General features: G+C 49.9%; 17 protein-coding genes and 1 tRNA gene. 12 read left to right on the forward strand and 6 right to left on the reverse strand.

Annotated elements, in window-relative coordinates:
- The first annotated feature begins 77 nt into the window (after nucleotides 1–77).
- Both rpoC and SFW65_05670 read left to right on the forward strand, forming a co-directional pair.
- Nucleotides 78–3,311, forward strand: a complete 3,234-nt coding sequence (gene rpoC, locus SFW65_05665) for a DNA-directed RNA polymerase subunit beta' (protein ID MDX1922595.1) — start codon at nucleotides 78–80, stop codon at nucleotides 3,309–3,311.
- Nucleotides 3,312–3,574: 263 nt separating this feature from the next.
- Entirely contained in the window at nucleotides 3,575–4,621 is a 1,047-nt protein-coding gene (locus SFW65_05670; protein MDX1922596.1) for an asparaginase, read from the forward strand.
- Here the strand turns inward: SFW65_05670 and SFW65_05675 are convergent.
- Nucleotides 4,614–5,534, reverse strand: a complete 921-nt coding sequence (locus SFW65_05675) for a hypothetical protein (GenBank protein MDX1922597.1) — start codon at nucleotides 5,532–5,534, stop codon at nucleotides 4,614–4,616. The genes SFW65_05670 and SFW65_05675 overlap by 8 nt on opposite strands.
- 113 nt (nucleotides 5,535–5,647) lie before the next feature.
- Nucleotides 5,648–6,811: a pseudouridine synthase gene (locus tag SFW65_05680; protein MDX1922598.1), complete on the reverse strand. Its 1,164-nt coding sequence runs from the start codon at nucleotides 6,809–6,811 to the stop codon at nucleotides 5,648–5,650.
- Nucleotides 6,812–6,955: 144 nt separating this feature from the next.
- Between SFW65_05680 and SFW65_05685 the strand changes: the two genes are divergently transcribed.
- The 3 genes from SFW65_05685 (at nucleotide 6,956) to nusG (ending at nucleotide 7,967) form a co-directional block, all read left to right on the forward strand.
- Nucleotides 6,956–7,031: transfer RNA gene (locus SFW65_05685), tRNA-Trp, on the forward strand.
- Between the two features lie 117 nt (nucleotides 7,032–7,148).
- Entirely contained in the window at nucleotides 7,149–7,343 is a 195-nt protein-coding gene (secE, locus tag SFW65_05690) for a preprotein translocase subunit SecE (protein ID MDX1922599.1), read from the forward strand.
- A 90-nt stretch (nucleotides 7,344–7,433) separates the two neighbouring features.
- Complete coding sequence (gene nusG, locus SFW65_05695) at nucleotides 7,434–7,967, forward strand: transcription termination/antitermination protein NusG (GenBank protein MDX1922600.1); 534 nt, start codon at nucleotides 7,434–7,436, stop codon at nucleotides 7,965–7,967.
- Here the strand turns inward: nusG and SFW65_05700 are convergent.
- Together SFW65_05700 and SFW65_05705 are read right to left on the reverse strand one after the other, a co-directional pair.
- On the reverse strand, nucleotides 7,945–8,793 hold the full coding sequence (locus tag SFW65_05700) for a hypothetical protein (protein ID MDX1922601.1): 849 nt from the start codon (nucleotides 8,791–8,793) through the stop codon (nucleotides 7,945–7,947). The two genes, nusG and SFW65_05700, sit on opposite strands and share 23 nt — an antisense overlap.
- Nucleotides 8,794–8,864: 71 nt before the next feature.
- Nucleotides 8,865–9,608: an isochorismatase family protein gene (locus SFW65_05705; protein ID MDX1922602.1), complete on the reverse strand. Its 744-nt coding sequence runs from the start codon at nucleotides 9,606–9,608 to the stop codon at nucleotides 8,865–8,867.
- Nucleotides 9,609–9,727: 119 nt separating this feature from the next.
- On the opposite strand from SFW65_05705, the gene SFW65_05710 reads away from it, so the two are divergent.
- Entirely contained in the window at nucleotides 9,728–10,264 is a 537-nt protein-coding gene (locus SFW65_05710) for a response regulator (protein ID MDX1922603.1), read from the forward strand.
- 27 nt (nucleotides 10,265–10,291) lie between these two features.
- Here the strand turns inward: SFW65_05710 and SFW65_05715 are convergent, their stop codons facing one another.
- On the reverse strand, nucleotides 10,292–11,437 hold the full coding sequence (locus tag SFW65_05715; protein ID MDX1922604.1) for a hypothetical protein: 1,146 nt from the start codon (nucleotides 11,435–11,437) through the stop codon (nucleotides 10,292–10,294).
- 512 nt (nucleotides 11,438–11,949) lie between these two features.
- Between SFW65_05715 and rplK the strand changes: the two genes are divergently transcribed.
- The 3 genes from rplK (at nucleotide 11,950) to SFW65_05730 (ending at nucleotide 13,609) form a co-directional block, all read left to right on the forward strand.
- Nucleotides 11,950–12,381 carry a 50S ribosomal protein L11 gene (gene rplK / locus SFW65_05720; protein ID MDX1922605.1) on the forward strand — a complete coding sequence of 144 codons (432 nt, stop codon included), beginning with the start codon at nucleotides 11,950–11,952 and terminating at the stop codon, nucleotides 12,379–12,381.
- An 11-nt stretch (nucleotides 12,382–12,392) separates the two neighbouring features.
- Nucleotides 12,393–13,085, forward strand: coding sequence for a 50S ribosomal protein L1 (gene rplA / locus SFW65_05725; protein ID MDX1922606.1), 693 nt, complete (start codon nucleotides 12,393–12,395; stop codon nucleotides 13,083–13,085).
- 86 nt (nucleotides 13,086–13,171) lie between these two features.
- On the forward strand, nucleotides 13,172–13,609 hold the full coding sequence (locus SFW65_05730) for a hypothetical protein (protein MDX1922607.1): 438 nt from the start codon (nucleotides 13,172–13,174) through the stop codon (nucleotides 13,607–13,609).
- A 2-nt stretch (nucleotides 13,610–13,611) separates the two neighbouring features.
- Here the strand turns inward: SFW65_05730 and SFW65_05735 are convergent, their stop codons facing one another.
- A complete protein-coding gene (locus SFW65_05735; protein MDX1922608.1) occupies nucleotides 13,612–14,529 on the reverse strand; it encodes a hypothetical protein in 918 nt (305 codons plus the stop codon).
- A gap of 412 nt (nucleotides 14,530–14,941) precedes the next feature.
- Between SFW65_05735 and rplJ the strand changes: the two genes are divergently transcribed.
- From rplJ to SFW65_05750, 3 genes are all read left to right on the forward strand, one after another.
- Nucleotides 14,942–15,460: a 50S ribosomal protein L10 gene (rplJ, locus tag SFW65_05740; GenBank protein ID MDX1922609.1), complete on the forward strand. Its 519-nt coding sequence runs from the start codon at nucleotides 14,942–14,944 to the stop codon at nucleotides 15,458–15,460.
- 189 nt (nucleotides 15,461–15,649) lie between these two features.
- Nucleotides 15,650–16,030 (forward strand): 50S ribosomal protein L7/L12, encoded by a 381-nt coding sequence (gene rplL, locus SFW65_05745; protein ID MDX1922610.1) that lies wholly within the window; start codon nucleotides 15,650–15,652, stop codon nucleotides 16,028–16,030.
- A gap of 216 nt (nucleotides 16,031–16,246) precedes the next feature.
- Nucleotides 16,247–17,932, forward strand: coding sequence for a SulP family inorganic anion transporter (locus SFW65_05750; GenBank protein ID MDX1922611.1), 1,686 nt, complete (start codon nucleotides 16,247–16,249; stop codon nucleotides 17,930–17,932).
- The last annotated feature ends 1 nt before the right edge of the window (nucleotide 17,933 follow it).

Below are 17,933 nucleotides of genomic sequence, written 5' to 3' on the forward strand. Positions count from 1 at the left end.
TGCGTCATGAAGCATCGAGAATCGCAGTCGATGAATATTTAAGTTTGAGGTTGAAAGACCCCAAAAACAAAAATTTAATGCCAACTTTTTTCAAAGACCTTTTACACAAGCTTCCTGCTGAAAAAGCATATAGAGCGCTGACACTTTTTTCATCTGTTGTGGACAATAAGATCAGACCAGTCGATGTGGCACACCCATCATCACCAGTCACTTTGGTTCAGCATGAAAACAAATTTGAACCAAAACAATTACAAATCCGTGAAGAATTGTTCAAGCCATACATATATGCAGGTTTAATAGAACGAGAATTAGCATCAAATATGCGTGTTGCTCGTCGTATGGTTGAGGAATTGATTCCAGAAGTTTGGGATGTCTTAGAAGAAGTTGTTCGTGATAGACCTGTATTGCTTAACCGTGCACCAACATTGCATCGTCTTGGTATTCAGGCGTTTGAGCCAATGTTAATTGAGGGTAAGGCAATTCAGTTGCACCCCTTGGTCTGCGCTGCGTTCAATGCGGACTTTGACGGCGACCAAATGGCGGTTCACGTTCCGCTTTCTTTGGAAGCGCAGCTGGAAGCCCGCGTATTGATGATGTCCACCAATAACATCCTGTCACCTTCAAACGGTAAGCCGATTATCGTGCCATCCCAAGATATCGTCTTGGGCTTGTACTATATCACGCTGGAACGCGAAGGCATGGTGGGTGAAGGTTCCGTATTTGGTTCGATTGGCGAAATCGAAGCAGCGATGGATGCAAAATGCCTTCATATTCACGCGAAAATCAAGGCGCGTTACCATACTGTTGACGAAACCGGCAAGCCAGTGACCATGACTGTGTCAACCACTCCGGGCCGTATGTTGTTCTCGGAAGTGTTCCCACGTCATAAGAACCTGCCATTCAGCATCATCAACCGCTTGCTGACCAAGAAGGACGTGTCGAACGTGATCGATAGCGTTTACCGTCACTGTGGTCAGAAAGAAACGGTTATCTTTGCTGACCGCATGATGGCGCTGGGTTACAAATGGGCATGCCGTGCAGGTTTCTCCTTCGGTAAGGATGATTTGATTATTCCAGCAGCCAAGGAAACGCTCATCAAGAAGGCACAAGACCAAGTCAAGGAATTCGAACAGCAATACCAAGACGGTCTGATCACCCGCGGTGAAAAGTACAACAAGGTGGTGGATACCTGGTCATCCTGCACCGAACGTGTTGCGGATGAAATGATGAAAGCCATCTCAACGCCAAAACCCGGTCAACCGCATAACAGCGTTTACATGATGGCCCATTCGGGTGCGCGTGGTTCGGCAGCACAGATCAAACAGCTTGCCGGTATGCGCGGATTGATGGCCAAACCATCGGGCGAAATTATTGAAACGCCGATTATTTCGAACTTCAAGGAAGGTCTGACCGTTCTTGAATACTTTAACTCGACCCACGGTGCGCGTAAGGGTCTGGCCGACACTGCTTTGAAGACAGCGAACTCCGGTTATCTGACACGCCGCCTTGTTGACGTTGCACAAGACGCCATCATCGTGGAAGAAGATTGCGGCACCAAGCGCGGTCTGACTGTGAAAGCAGTCATTGACGGCGGCGAAGTAGTTGCGCCTTTGGGTGAACGTATTCTGGGCCGCACTGCATTAGTTGATGTGAAGGACACTGTTGGCAACAAGACACTTGTTCCAGCAGGCGCCATCATCACCGAACCCGATGTTGAAGCGATTGATAAAGCCGGTATTGATAGCGTTGCTATCCGTTCGGTCCTTACCTGCGAAAACAAGTCGGGCGCTGTATGCTGCAAATGCTATGGCCGCGACTTGGCACGTGGTACACCCGTGAACATCGGTGAAGCTGTGGGCGTTATTGCTGCGCAGTCCATCGGTGAACCAGGAACCCAGCTTACCATGCGTACCTTCCACATTGGTGGTGCGGCGCAAGGTGCTGCTGAGCAAAGCACGATTGATGCAAGCCTTGATGGTAAGCTCAAGATCAAGAACAAGGGCGTTGTGCAAAATTCCGAAGGCCAACCTGTGGTTATGGTTCGCAACATGGAAATCGCGATTGCCGATGAACAAGGCCGTGAACGCGCCCGCCACAAGGTGCCATATGGCGCCAAGTTGCTGGCGGATGACAACGCTTCGGTGAAGAAGGGTCAACGCATTGCGGAATGGGATCCCTATACCTTGCCGATTATCACTGAAAAGGAAGGTGTGGCGCATTATGCTGACCTTGTGGAAGGTGTGTCGGTACGTGAAGTGGTCGATGAAGCAACCGGTATTTCCAGCAAGAAGGTTATCGACTGGCGTCAACAACCCAAGGGTAATGATCTTCGTCCGCGCATCGTATTGCACGATGCCAAGGGCAAGGTAATCACCTTATCCAACGGTATGGAAGCCCGTTACTTCATGCCTGTGGATGCGATTTTGTCGATTGAAAACGGCACAGCAGTGAAAGCGGGCGACGTGCTTGCACGTATTCCACGTGAATCAACCAAGACCCGCGACATCACCGGCGGTTTGCCGCGTGTTGCTGAATTGTTTGAAGCACGTAAGCCAAAAGACTTTGCCGTTATCGCAGAAATTGATGGCCGCGTAGAATTCGGAAAAGATTACAAGACGAAGCGTCGTCTGGTTATCGTTCCGGAAGATGGCAGCGAGCAACCCCGCGAATACATGATTCCAAAGGGCAAGCATTTGTCCATTCAGGAAGGCGACCGTGTTCAACGCGGCGACTTGCTGATTGACGGAAACCCAGTACCACACGACATTTTGAACATTATGGGTGTTGAAGCTTTGGCGGAATACCTCATCAATGAAATTCAGGATGTGTACCGTCTGCAAGGCGTGAAGATCAACGACAAGCACATTGAAGTGATTGCGCGCCAGATGTTGCAGAAGATTGAAATCACCGATGCCGGTGATACAACCTTCCTCAACGGTGAACAGGTTGACCGCCTCGACTTCGAACACGAAAACGACAAGGTGGTTCTGGAAAATCTTCGCGTTGCCAAGGGCCGCCCTGTATTGCAGGGCATTACCAAGGCAAGCTTGCAGACACGCAGCTTTATTTCTGCTGCGTCGTTCCAGGAAACCACGCGCGTTCTTACCGAAGCCGCAGTATCGGGTCGCACCGATAAGCTGGAAGGGCTTAAGGAAAACGTCATCGTGGGCCGTTTGGTTCCAGCAGGTACCGGCGCCGTTGTTAATCGCCTGAAGGCGATTGCAGCCGGCCGTGACCGCGCCCGGGAAGTGGAAGCAGCAAACAAGTCAAACGCGGTTGCTGACGAAACCAAAGAAGCTGTGAACGGCTAAAAGCCTATTCTGCTGGACATCTGCTTGATGTTTTTTACCTGTCCTGCTTCGCAGGACATCGTAAAAACCTGCAAAGCAGGGCGGTGCTCACGTACTTAAATGTACGCTGCGCTCCGGTTCTAAAAATCATCGGCGCATCTGCCTCAGCAGAAAGACTTTTTCGAATGAATCCAAAAGGGTGGTAGCAGTACCGCCCTTTTTTATTGCCATGGTCGTTTTTGCAGGCGTAGTCTGAAAAATTCGTATCTATCCGGATTTAGACCATGCCAAGTACTGCCAAACCATCGATCGCCATCATTTTAACGGGCGGAACCATCGGTTCCATACTGACCGAAAATGCAACACGCGCTGATATGGCGGGCAACCAATTGCTGCAATCGCGCATGGAAAGCCTGACCAAGAACCGCATTTTCGATTTTCATTTTCACCAATTGCTTGCCAAAGATTCCGGTGACTTCGATATGCCGGATTGGCATGCGATAGCAAGTGAAGTGGATGCGCAGATTAAAAAAGGCTGTAGGCGGTTTTTAATCACTCATGGTACGGATACCTTGCCGTTTACCGCAACATTATTGCAGTTATTATTTGCCAAACGTGATGTGAGCATTGCGCTGGCGGCGGCGTTCTATCCGCTGGAAGATGCGCGAACCGATGCAACCGCGAATATTACTGCTGCCATGGCATTGCTCACCCAGCCGGAGCCACGCAAAGGTGTGTTCATTCCATTTCGTGGAACAGGGCGTGATGTAACGCTGCACCATGCCACAAACGTGCAGCAAATGTCGGCCGATGCAGGAAGTTTTCATTCATTTTATGACGCAGCTGTGGGTGTTTATAAAGAAGGCATAGGCATTGAATGGGCCGAAGATAGGCCAAAACAGATTGAAACCGATTTTCAAGTTCCGGCGTGCGAAAGCATGGTGAGCGCAGCCAAGCGTGTATATTTCCTAGCTGCCTATCCGGGAATGAATCTTGCCCCGTATCATGCGTTGGCGGCAAAAGAAAATATTCTGCTGGTTATCCGCAATTATCATAGCGGTACGGCGAATGCCAGTGATGGTCATGGCGGCGTGGCAGAATTTATGAAACGCTTTCCAGAATCCTTGGTGGTATTTGCGCCATTGCCGGCAGCGCTCGTCAAAAAACCATATGAATCGACATGGAATTTGATGCGCATGGGCGCTTATGTGTACCGCGATCTACCGCCACATAAACTCTATGTGTTGGGCGTGTTGGGATTGGCCAACGGATTACAGCCGCGCGAGGCGATTGCGCCAGCGCAACCATGGCTTATGAACGAAACTATCTAGGCTGGCCCGCCATTATCCGCGTTGGAACAACCGGTGGTTTTTTGGCATCGGCAGGTTTTCTGGCTGGCGCCGTTGCCGCGGGTTCGGGAGGAGTTTCAAGATTGGCGGTACGCAATTGCGGAAAATCTTTCTCGAACAAATCGGTTTTTTCGGTTACGCGGCGTTCGATTTCACGCAAGGTTTCAGACGGCAGTCTTGGCCTGCAATGCGTTTTGTCGCAGTTGAAAAAATATGATGGATTGCTCTGTGCAGCTTTTTCCATATTCGGGGAAATGAACGGATTAGCCGCTGAGGTTAAGTGCTGATCCAGCTCGGATCGGGGAAATCGTTGCGTCAGGCCTGCGAGAAGTGAATCCATGGTGATGTTGTTTTTTCCTGCTGCCGCTTCGCGCAGGTTGCGTGCGCCTGTTGGCCCAAGGAAATGCGCAACGTAATCCGTGCTATTGCTGGCGACAATCAGCGCTTGCACCTGCGCTGTCAGGATAGGGTTTTTAAACATGTTTTGGGAAAATGCGAGTGCGCCAGCTGTAAATTGCGCAGGGTTTTTTGCTTTTAGCGCCAATAATGCCCGTGCCTGGGTGACATGACCTTGCAAAGATGGGTTGAATTGCACCTGTAAATCGGCGGTTCTTAAAAACCCTTCCAGCATGGTTTCCGGTTTAAAATGGAACGCGCCAAAGGCGGTATGCCGCGTAAAATCACCCGTAGTGGTCCGCGATGCGGGATTGCCGAATGATTCAAGCATCGCCCATGCCATGACGGTTGAAAAATCCTTTCCGCCATGGGGCCGGGCGAACTCGGTCACCGAATGGATATGCGCAATCAGTTGCGGGTCGAACCGTGGATAGATTTTTCTGAACCGCGCAAGTTGCTGGTCAGGAGTTAATACTCGGGGTGCGCGTTCTTGGGTCATCTAAGTTAAGCCCTATAATCCTTAATCGAAAATATAAAGGATGGGGCTTTGCAAAAGACTAATACGGCCAAAGTTTTTAGATAACAAATTCCTACGAATGCTTAGGCTTTATTTCAAATTGCAGATACTTTTCCAAGCAATCCATGGAGTTGCTGCATATCCTTGGGCAGGGCTACTTCGAAGGTCATTTCTTCCCCCGTAATAGGATGAAGGAACGACAAGGCCTTGGCATGAAGCGCCTGACGCGGGAAGTCTGCCAGCAGGCTTAGTTTTTTCTCATCGCCCTTGTATAGTTTTTCCAGCGTGCTGAGTGCGCGTTGCTTGCTGCCTTTGGCATTGCCATACAGCGCATCGCCTACAATGCTGTTGCCGATATGCGCAAGATGCACGCGGATTTGGTGCGTGCGGCCTGTTTCAAGTTCGCACTGAATAAGTGCGGCAAACGGTGATTTGTTTTCTTTGCGCGCAGATTTATTTTTACGAACAACCGCGCCATATCCTGTTTCATCTGCGGGCGGTGCGTAGGTTTCCAAGACTTCAAAATGTGTGATGGCATGTTTGCCATGGCTAACGAGTGCCATTTTTTTACGGTTGGTGTCGCTGCGGCCAATATCGCCCGTAATCGTGCCGCGCTTGGTTGATGGCGCGCCCCATATAAATGCCTGATACACACGACGTAATGTTTTAGCGCGACTGCTCTGGGCTTCGCCCTTGTATAAAAGGGCTTCGCCCAACCGCGACTGCGCTGCATCACCAAACTGTTCCGATAAGCCTTGATGCGCTTTATCGTGTTTGGCGACGACCATTAATCCGCTGGTGTCTTTGTCCAAACGATGCACGATGCCCGGGCGTTTAACACCGCCAATTCCGGACAGGCTTTTACCGCAATGGGCAAGAAGTGCATTCACCAAAGTTCCATCCAGATTGCCCGCCGCAGGATGCACAACCATGCCCGCGGGTTTGTTAATCACCAACACATCCTTGTCTTCATAAACGATGTCGAGCTTGATTTTTTGCGCGCGCGGTTTGGCATCGACGGCTTCGGGGATCTCCAGCGCGATGGTTTCGGTGCCGCGCAATTTATGCGCAACATCGGTTACGGATTTGCCGTTAACGGTCAGTGCGCCTTCTTCAATCAGTTTTTGAATGCGCGCCCGCGAGACATCAGGCAGCAGGGCGCTTGTGACCTTATCAAGGCGGCCAGATTGGCCTTCCAGCGTAATCTCGTGCTTTTGGGTTTGTTTTTTGGCCGGTTTTTGTGTTTTTTGGGCTTTCATAGGGGGCAATCTAACCTATTCATTTATAAAAGTCTTTTTTAGACTTTGCTTTCAGCCCCGGTTTCATCTATAAAATCATCCAACGGCTCGCCCACATTTATGTAGGCGGGCCGTTATTTTAGGTCCGAGTAGCGGGCTTATTGGAGGAGTTTAGCTCAACTGGTAGAGCGTCGGTCTCCAAAACCGAAGGCTGTGGGTTCGAGCCCCCCAACTCCTGCCACTTTTGTCGCTCAGTTGCCGCTGGGCTTCGTCTGCATAAGCAGACGGGACGGCGGTCGCCGTCCTTGAGTGAAGTTGTGGCGGTTGCCGTGAGTATGAGTTTTTTGAAAGAACGACGATGATAAACAAGATTACAACCTTCTTTTCCGAAGTAAAAAAAGAAGCCAACAAAGTAACCTGGCCCACCCGCAAGGAAACCGTGATGACATCGGTGATGGTGGTGGTGTTGTCGGGCATAATGTCGATTTTCTTTCTGGTGGTGGATGGCGGGCTATCCTTCCTTTCACGCGCCCTTATTAACCTGAGATTCTAGAGATTTTACCGGAGCACGATCATGGCTGAAACAAAAACCAAAAAACCCAAAGAAGCAAAAGCAGAAGCTGCGCCGCGCGCCCCCAGAGCAATAGCAACCCATCGCTGGTATGTGGTGCATGTGTATTCTGGTTTTGAAAAGAAGGTGGCCGCTGCTATCCGTGAAAAGGCCGAAAGCTTAGGTTTAGCCGACATGTTTGCCGATATTCTGGTGCCCACCGAAGAAGTGGTTGAAGTGGCACGTGGCCGCAAGGTGAATATGGAACGCAAATTCTTTCCCGGTTACGTATTGGTGAAGATGGCGCTGACCGACCAAAGCTGGCACTTGGTCAAGAATACGCCAAAGGTTACCGGTTTCCTTGGCGGCGGCGCAAAGCCCGTGCCGATGTCCGAAGCGGAAGCGATGCGTTTGATTTCCCAAATGCAGGAAGGCATCCAGCATCCCAAGAATTCCATCACCTTCGAAGTGGGCGAACAGGTCCGTGTGGCGGATGGTCCGTTTGCTTCATTCAACGGTACAGTTGAAGAAGTGGATGATGAAAAAGCACGCCTTAAAGTTTCCGTGTCCATCTTTGGACGCGCAACGCCGGTGGATCTGGAATTCACCCAAGTTGAGAAGCTGTAGGTTTTTCTTTAATCCCCGCTCTGCGTTTTGCTTCCTTCACATTGGTGCGCTCCGGAAAGCCGAGAATCTTGGCTACGGGGCGAGAGCCATCGCTCATCGCCCAATTGCCAAGCGCATTAGTGTGCGGCGGATTGAATGATTGAATAGCATCCATACTGGAAAAATATAATCCCCGCTCGGCAACCACCAGCAGTTCTTTCAATGATTGCGCGGGTGGCACATAGGATGGGCGATCACGTAAATCAGGAATATCTGTGACGGCGCACACGGCTGCCTGCACAAAATCTGCGTCATAGCCTTTGAGTTCATCCGGTACAGGCACATCGGGGTCCGTTGCAAGTTGGAAAATTTGCGAGAAAGCATAGATGGTGGGTTCTTCGGACGGATCGCTTTCTTCTGTGAACGGGACAGCATGAATAAAATTCACGGCGGAAGGTAGTTTTGGATTGAGCGGCGCCGCGTTCTGGATTTCGTTTATATCGCCAACCCTGTAAACGGGCATTTCTTCATTGCCCGATAATCCGCCATTTAATGCAAACGCAATGCTGGCGGTGAGCGCATTGTTGAAATCATTCATCCAAGCGCGCATCAGGGGATTTTCGTTAAAGCCCTGTTCGGGTTGTGGATAGACATGAGCGACTTCCACCGGTTTGGAAAACGGGCTGGACTGATAGCAGACGGTAATCACCGGCAGCGCATATTGCGTAACAAGCGTGACCGAATAACTGGAGGCCTGATCCCCTTTGGTGAGTTCGAATTTCACGCCATCAAGGTACAGGCCGGGTGCGTTTTCAGGCTCTGCGGATGGGGGGCGTTGGGTGGTCATTGATAAGCAGGTTCCATAACGGTGTTAGCATTTCAGCTATAACCAAGAAACCTTTTGGAAGCAAAACAAATTTAAGTTTCGTATTTATTGTCGGGCGCGATGGCGGGAATGATAACGGGCCTGCCAAGATTGGCGTTAATCTCTGCCAGAAGCGCTGGTGTTGTCACGGTGCGCACGCCCAATTTTTCCACGCGTGCTTGTGTGAGTGCTGCATCCGGCAGCGGGCGGAACTGGTTTTTGGATGAATGCGTATCCATCGATAAATCGGAAATCATCACGGTTTCAATGCCGTATGCGGTTCTTTCAAACATCTCCCAGACTGATTGTTTTAAAGCGGTGCTGAGCGCGCATTCGGTTTTCTGGCAACCGCCGATATAGATATGCGTATAGCCTTCCTTTTCCAGCATCTCCATAAAGGTTGGGTTGGAAAGCGCGGAGTTTTCGGATTTTGCGACAAACACATCACCGTCTTTTGGCTGCGCTTTATAAAAATCGAACAAGGTGTTGCCGGGTTTAACCAGCAGTTTACGGAATTCTTCAAGATTGTCGCTTATCTTAAAGCGGTCCTGAAAATTAAGCACCATCGCTGCCCAGCCGATTTTGACTTTGCCCCGAAGTAAGTCGGCAAGAGTGTTGCAGCCTTCAATCATGTTATCAACGGCTTCGGTTTCCGCTGGTGTTGGCACATACGCGCCTTGGCGTTGCATCATCGCGGCTTCTTCGGCGCTGGGCGGCGCGCAATAAACGGCTTGAAGGTCAATAAACAGGATAAGCGGTTTATAGGGGCGCGTTTCAACCATGCGCCATTTTAACATTTTGTAAGGCGCGTTTTATTATCAACAATGGTTAATTCGGATATTAATTCATGGGAAATCTGTAATTAGTTTCGGTTTGACCTGCTACCTTTCATGGGCATTTTTTAAAAGGATAACGCATGTCGATTAAAATAACCGATGGTCTGACGCTTCCAGAAGTTCTGGACCCAAACACCGTCTATGTTGTCTATGTGGATGATGAAGTGCTTCTTGGAGAAAGCTATACCCGCTTGCTTCAGGTGAAGCTGAAAAGCGCAGGTATTGTCGATGAACTTGCCGCGCGCAAGATGAATATCGAAGTAGTATCCTTTCATTATTCAGTTGATGCGTTGGAAATGTTGAAAGACAAAAACCTACACCGCGTGGTTATTTTAAGTGATAATAATATGCCGGAAATAAATGGCACGGAATTGATATCGCGTTTGCGTGAAGTGGATAGCGAAGTGCCTGTAGCTTTGCTATCAGCGTTGCCGCGTGATGCGGAGGCGCAGCTTCCAGACAATGTTAAATCGGCGCGTGTTTTTTCAAAACCCAATAGCGATGCAAGTGCCCTGAACCAATATCTTATTCCCAATATATTGGCGGCTGCTGAAAAACCCGCATTGCCTGCTGTACAACAGCAAGCTGGCGCTGCGTACGATTTGGCCCGGAAATAAGTCAACCTCAATTTTAAAAATGCCGGGCTAGCTTTCCAGCTTGTCTGGAACGCATCGTGTGCGGTTGATCAGGCTGCGTATTACCAAACGATGAAAGATGCCTTTATGACCTTCGAGGCGTGGTTCAACCGGTGCAATGGATGTTGCCAGTTTTGCATCGCCCAATTTTGGACCATGAACATTTAAATAGGCATACATGCGTTTCATGACGCGGTATTTGACCTGCGCGGGGGTTGCGATGCCTGTGCTGCTGTATATACCGGAATTGCCCGGGAAATAACGCACATCACGAGGAGATAATTCGCTAACCGGGCGTTCGCAATATTGCTGTTTCAATACCACTCGGGCCATGCGCGGGTGATTATGTGCAAGATACAAAATCGCATGCTGTTCAATTTCAGGCAGTTCAATAAAATGCGGCTTGTCTTTAAAGTCTTTGAGTGACTTGTAGCTTGCTTCCATGAATGCAAAAGTTTGAATGGTGGGGTCGATAAATACCGCCCTGTTATCGCGTATCATTTGCAAAAGCTTGTTGGTCGCATAACGCAGCGGTCTGGTGCGTGTGCCATTTGCAGGCAAGGTGGCGATGGTAATTTTCTCTGCGAATAATTCCTGTAATTGCTTTGCGGTAATTAGCTTGCCGTTTATCTTTAATTGATAAAGCGCCGGTATCGCATCGGGGTTTTGTGCATAAGCCGCTTTCAAAGTCTCGAATAATTCGCCCGCGATATCGGTGAAATGGGTATCGTCAATCTGCGGCGATAATTGCAAGACACCGCGGTAACGTGAGCCAGCCTTATGAATATTTGCGCCCATATCGCTTTCAATGCCGGTTGAACCAATCGCGTAGCGCGGATTAAGATAATCAGGAACACTGTACCCTCTGGTTTGCGCGGTGCGTATCCACAGCGCGGTTGCAGTTGCAATATTGCGCGCGGTTGCAGTGCATGTTTCGGTTTGGCAGAATTTTGCATCAACGGTGACAAGCGGCGGGCCTGCAAAATAATTTACAGCTTGCGGGCCATAGAGACGGTCAACAGCATAAAGCGCCGGAAGTATGGCGATGATCGGAAGCTTGTTGCGCCATAAAAAACCGGGAATATAAAATATGAACGGCAGCCTGCGGGTGCGGTAGCGTTTGGTCACAGGTTTTGGTGCTGTTGTGTCTGCCATGGCGTAAGTATATCGAATAAGCAGTGGTTTTAATACTTTCAACCCGTTAACATTGATGGTTAAACCAATAAATGATTGGACAGGGTGGAGGGTGCCCTTTATAAAACACCCAAGTTTCTGTGGGAGGTAAGTGCCAAATGAGTTCTTGAACTCGCCCGGCGCGCCGCACCACGGGAGACGCAACCTTATTTATAGGGCTGCGGTAAGTACTTTCGTTTTGAGAACAGATGTTGCCGTCACGAGCGGTTGCGTTTTTATACGCCATTCGCTCTGTTCCGCTGACGCGGAACAACCGCTTGGGCGTAAATCAACGCAGAGCGAGTGAAAATGAATGGTAATTGTGTTTTCGGTTTCGAGAGTATCAAGGGCTTTGGAAGATTTTCTCCCATCGCATTCAAAATCAGTCCTGAATTCGCGTGATATTTTGCGCGTGTTTAAGGACGACGACCGTCGTCCCCTGAGCTTATGCGAAGGAAGCCGAGCGGCGTCTGAGCAATAAAAGGAGATGCCACATGGCAAAAGAAGTAATTGGTTTTATTAAATTGCAGGTGCCAGCAGGCGGCGCCAATCCATCACCCCCGATTGGTCCGGCTTTGGGTCAAAAGGGTTTGAACATCATGGAATTCTGCAAGCAGTTCAACGCAAAGACCCAGCAAATGGAAAAGGGTATTCCTGTTCCGGTTGTGATTACGGCGTTCTCTGATCGCAGCTTTACCTTCGTGACCAAGACCCCGCCAAACAGCTACTTCGTGATGAAGGCAGCAAAGATTGCCAAGGGTTCCAGCACGGTTGGTTTAAATACGGTTGGCAACATCACGATGGATCAGGTTCGCGAAATTGCGAAGACCAAGATGCCGGATTTGAACTGCCACACCATCGAAGCCGCTATGCAACAAGTTATTGGTACTGCACGCTCAATGGGCGTGACGGTTTCAGAAAAGTAGGAGATTGAACCATGGGTAAGCGTTTCAAGAAAATCCAAGCTTCGGCTCCAAAGACTTCGGTAAAGTTGGACGAAGCAATCAAATTTGTAAAAGCCAATGCCAATGCGAAATTCGATGAAACCATCGAAATTTCTATGAACCTTGGTGTTGATCCACGCCAGAACGACCAGAATGTTCGCGGCATGGTTCAATTGCCGCACGGCACCGGTAAGTCGGTTCGTGTAGCTGTGTTTGCCAAGGGCGAAAAAGCAGCAGCAGCAAAAGCAGCAGGCGCTGAATTTGTTGGCGCGGAAGATCTGGCTGAAAAAATCGAAGCCGGCGAAATGGGTTTCGACCGTGTGATTGCAGCGCCGGATACGATGGTTATCGTGGGTAAGCTGGGTAAGGTTTTGGGTCCGCGCGGTCTGATGCCAAACCCCAAGCTTGGCACCGTAACGCCAAACGTCGTGGAAGCGGTGAAAGCAGCCAAAGCGGGTGCGATTGAATTCCGCGTTGAAAAAGCGGGTATCGTACAAGCAGGCATTGGCAAGGCATCGTTCACCGAAGCCAAGCTTGCCGAAAACATCAAAACCTTTGTTGCAGCAGTGACCAAGGCAAAGCCGGCAGCAGCCAAGGGTAACTACATTCAACGCATCGCCATTTCATCCACCATGGGTGCAGGCGTGAAGCTGGATGTGCCAAGCGTTATCGCTGAAAGTGCATAATAATCCCGACTACGGCATAAACCGTAGCGAGATTCTAAAAATTCAGGGGGAACAGGGAAACTTGTTTCCCCTTTTTTATAGGCCAAATGACCACTAAGAATTTACATGGCTTTATTGAAACCTATCATCGCAGCCTGATGGTGCGCGGTGATGCAAGCATGCCGCCTGCTTACCTGAAAGGGGTGCTAACGGGCATCTGGGATTTGGCCGAAGGCAAGGTGCAACATGCGCGGCGGAATTATTTCACGCTCGCTGCCATTGCATTCGCCGGTGATATGGCTTTGTTCGGCGGTTCATTGCATATGGCGCGCATGGCGCTGACCGCGGGTGAATTATCTGCATTGGCAATGCTGGGCACGAAGATTTATTGCACCCGCAGCCGCAGTGCCAAGCAATATCTTGATGAAGATTTGGGAATAACAAATCCCGATGCGCCCGAAGACAGCGTGATCTATGACCGCGCGACGCGCGATATTCAGCGCCGCCTTCCAAAGCGCACAGCGGTTAATGCGTTATTCAGGTAAATCTATTTAGGGCTAATTGCGTTCGCCAAGAAGCCGAGCAGTTTATGCTGCTTGGGATTATTGCGTTCTAAAAACATGACATCGGAGAATGAGCGGATGCACGACACAAATACGCTGGCGCCCATTTTTTCATCTGCTTCGAACGCCCGGACTTTTCCGATTGCAACCCGTGCAACCGAAATGCGGCGCGGCGGCGTTTCGTTGGTGCCAAGGGTGCCTGCTTGCGCTGCCTTCAAGCGTTCTTCCACTTCACTTTGCGTTAAGGCCAATTGATGACGTATATCGGTCAGTAATTCGCGCGCGACCTGGCGAAACAATTCGACATTGGCTTTTTTACCGGTTTTGGCCTGATATACGGTAAGATGCTGTTCGGCGTAGGCGCGAAGCAGGGGTGAAATCCACGCTTCATCGGGAAAGGCTTCTTCAAGTTTTTTAACGAGATTATCGATGGATTCTTTGGTAACCGGTACGCGGCCCTGAATGGCAAATGCGCGCAAATCAGCCGTGGACATACCGAGCTTTTGCGCCGCGTCCTGAATATTATCCTTGCCGCCAATCATATGCAGAACGGTATCTGCAAAGTTTTCCGGTAATACAAATTTTGTGGACGCGGCATCTTTGGCAAGCAGATTAAGCTGCGCGGTATAAAGTGATTGGCATTCTGCAAAGCGCCGTTTGGAAATTTTGCGCAAATTGGCTTGCCAGCCTGCGGCTTGAATTTCAGCTTTAGTAGTGTGTGGGCGATTGCCGAGCAGGAAGTTCAGCGTCATGCTCTGTGATTTTTGCGATTGGCCTGCGGATAGTTTTTGCGCGGCTGCACGAATGCCTACTGGGGTCTCCGTAATCTCGCCCTGCGCTTCAAGGATGTACAAAATAATATCCCTTAAGCTGCTGTCTTTGGTTGGAACTGCCCGTGCCATGGTTTTGAAGCCTGTAAATCCTTTAAATATAAGGGTATTTTAGTCATGGAACGCGGCGGTTCAACGGCATTAATAATTTCACTCTGAAAACCTGAATTTCCTGGTTGTTTATGCGCTTAAACCCCACTATAACCAGCGGCAACCGGGTAACCCCCGGCCATCAGTTTCCAAGACCGCAGGTGAGGGCCTCTTTAAAAAAGATGGGCCTCTTAATATCCCGCGCAGAAACGGAAGAATATAGGATTTTCAAAATATGCGCATGCCGCATATTTCGTGCCTCTTCCTTTTTCCCCGTCAAACGAAACAGATTTCATGAACGCATCAGCGACGCTTTGTCTCGTGGGTGTGCGCATGGAACATGGTTGGGTTTAGAAATGTTTTCTGAACCTGTTTTTTAATGGAAGGAGGCGTCATGAATAAAAATCGTACGCTAAAAACCGAAACAGTCGAAAGCTTTCAAAAAGCTCTGGGCGGACAAGAATTTGCAGTAGTGGTTCAGGCTTCTGGCCTCACCGTTGCAGAAGTGTCCAAGCTGCGTGGTCAAATCCGCGCCGCAGGTGCTGGCTTCCGTGTGATTAAAAACACGCTGGCACGCATTGCTCTGAAGGGCACAACCTTTGAAGGCTTAACGCCACTGATGAAAGGCCCAACGGCGATTGCATATGCAAAAGACCCGGTGGCCATTGCCAAGGTTCTGGTTGATTTTGCAAAAACCAATCAAAAACTGAAGCTCGTTGGTGCAAATCTCAATGGTCAGATGCTGGATGCGAATGCGACCAAAACGCTCGCCACCCTGCCTTCGATCAACGAGCTGCGCGCGAAGATTGTTGGAATGCTCCAAACCCCTGCTACCCGTATGGCTGTATTGCTCAAAGCTCCCGCTGGTCAGATTGCCCGCGTGCTTTCCGCAAAAGCCAAAAAAGGAGAATAAACCGTAATCCTTGGTCATCTGCTTGCTGTTTCTGCGCTTCCGGTGCTCACGTACTCAAACGTACGCTCCGCTCCGGTTCTCGAAACACCATCGCATCTGACGCAAGCCTTACAATTTATAAACCGACGGTAATCGGGATTTTCGGAACACAAGTGTTTTTTTGTTCTACTAACTAAATAGGAGTTACTTATGTCAAAACTAGAAAAATTGGTTGATGAATTGTCAACCTTGACCGTTCTCGAAGCTGCTGAATTGTCAAAATTGCTTGAAGAAAAGTGGGGCGTTTCTGCTGCTGCTCCGGTTGCGGTTGCTGCTGCGGGCGGTGCGCCTGCTGCTGGCGGTCCTGCTGCTGAAGAACAGACCGAATTCACCCTCGTTCTGACCGATGGCGGCGCGAACAAGATCATCGTGATCAAGGAAGTTCGTGCAATCACCAACCTTGGCCTGAAAGAAGCCAAGGACCTTGTTGAAGGCGCACCAAAGACCGTTAAGGACGGCCTCTCCAAGGCAGATGCTGAGAAGTTCAAGAAGCAGATCGAAGCTGCTGGCGGTAAGGTTGAGCTTAAATAATTACGTTGTAATTATTTGGCGAAATCCCCGCGAAAGCGGGGATCCAATCCGCTAAAACTTATAAAAGGGCGTTCTTTAAGAACGCCCTTTTTTGTTTCACCCTACACATAAACTGAACCAGCATAACTTAAACAAGTTTATTTGTATGGGCGACGCGGTGAATTTTGCTTTTAGTGTGCATTTGTCCGGGTGCATAATTATCGGCGCATGAAGCAAATGAGCCTTCGCCACTATCTTGAATTATTCCGCCCAAAACTGCTGACCGTTTTGCACGAAGGCTATGGGCTGGATCGGTTAATCAAAGATATTATTGCTGGCCTCACCGTTGCGGTGGTGGCGTTGCCGCTGGCGATGGGGATTGCGATTGCATCGGGCGCAACGCCTGAACGCGGATTGTTCACCGCAATTATCGCCGGATTTATCATCTCCACATTGAGCGGAAGCCGTTACCAGATTGGCGGACCGACAGCGGCGTTTATTGTTGTTGTCTATCGCACGATTGAACATCACGGCTATGACGGGATGCTGCTGGCGACATTCCTTGCAGGAATTATGCTGCTGATAGTCGGGTTTTTAAGGCTGGGCAATTACATTAAATATATCCCGTATCCTGTCACGATTGGCTTTACCGCAGGCATTGGCATTACGATTATGGTGAGCCAATTATCGGATTTATTTGGCCTTACGGTGGGTAAATTGCCCGGCGAGTTTGTTCCAAAATTATGGGCCATCATTCATGCGATGCCGACGGCAAAGCTTAGCACAATAATGTTATCGCTGGGATGCTTGATTGCGTTGTTGATCATGCAGAAATACCGACCGCAATGGCCGCGTATGTTAATTGTGGTGGTTGCTGCCGCGTTTGCTGTTTCGTTCTTGTCGCTGGATGTGACGACGATTGGTTCGAAATTCGGTGCTATTTCCAGCGCATTGCCCATGCCGCAATGGCCGGTTTTTTCATTGGAAAAATTACGCGCAGTGTTGCCGGATGCGGCAACCATCGCACTGCTTGCCGGAATTGAATCCTTGTTATCTGCTGTTGTGGCAGATGGTATGACGGGTCGCCGTCATCGCTCCAACGCCGAATTGGTCGCGCAGGGTGTTGCCAATATTGTATCGCCGTTATTTGGCGGGCTGCCAGCCACCGGCGCGATTGCCCGCACGGCAACCAATATCCGCGCCGGGTCAACAGGCCCGGTATCCGGCATGTTGCATGCGGTGTTCTTATTGGTATTTATGCTGGTGGCTGCCCCGTTGGCGGCTTATGTGCCATTGGCGGTTTTGGCGGTCATTCTGGCGATTGTTGCATGGAATATGAGCGAGGTGCATGTGGTCGGCGAATTTATCAGCCATGCCACATGGGGGGATCGCACTGTGCTGCTGCTTACCATGACGCTGACTGTGCTTTATGACCTGACGCTCGGTATTGAAGTGGGCGTGGTGCTGGCTGCGTTTAAGTTCATGCATAATATGGCTGATGTAGTGGAAGTTGAAACCAATGTGAAGTTGGTAGAGGTGGAGCGCCCGGATGTGGTACGCGCGCCGCGCCCATACTTCGATATTCCAAATCTGGACCAGAGCATTGTGATTTACCGCATTCACGGGCCGTTCTTTTTTGGCGCGGCATCGGAACTCACTGCAACCATGGGCCGCGAAAGCAAACCGCCGCGGTTGCTGGTTCTGGATTTTGCCGATGTGCCATTGCTGGATTCCACAGGCGCCTCTGCATTAAAAGGCGTGATTGGCGGCGCCAAGCGCAAGGGGACAAAAGTTGTGATTACCCATGCATCGACGCGTATTTTACGCAGCCTTATCCGGTATGGTGTAAAACGGCCCGAGTTACAATTTTACACCGCGCCCAGTATCGAGCGTGCGATTGAACTGCACCGCGACGCGGCATAAC

The sequence above is a fragment of the Alphaproteobacteria bacterium genome (assembly GCA_033762625.1).
GTDB lineage: Bacteria > Pseudomonadota > Alphaproteobacteria > UBA9219 > RGZA01 > RGZA01.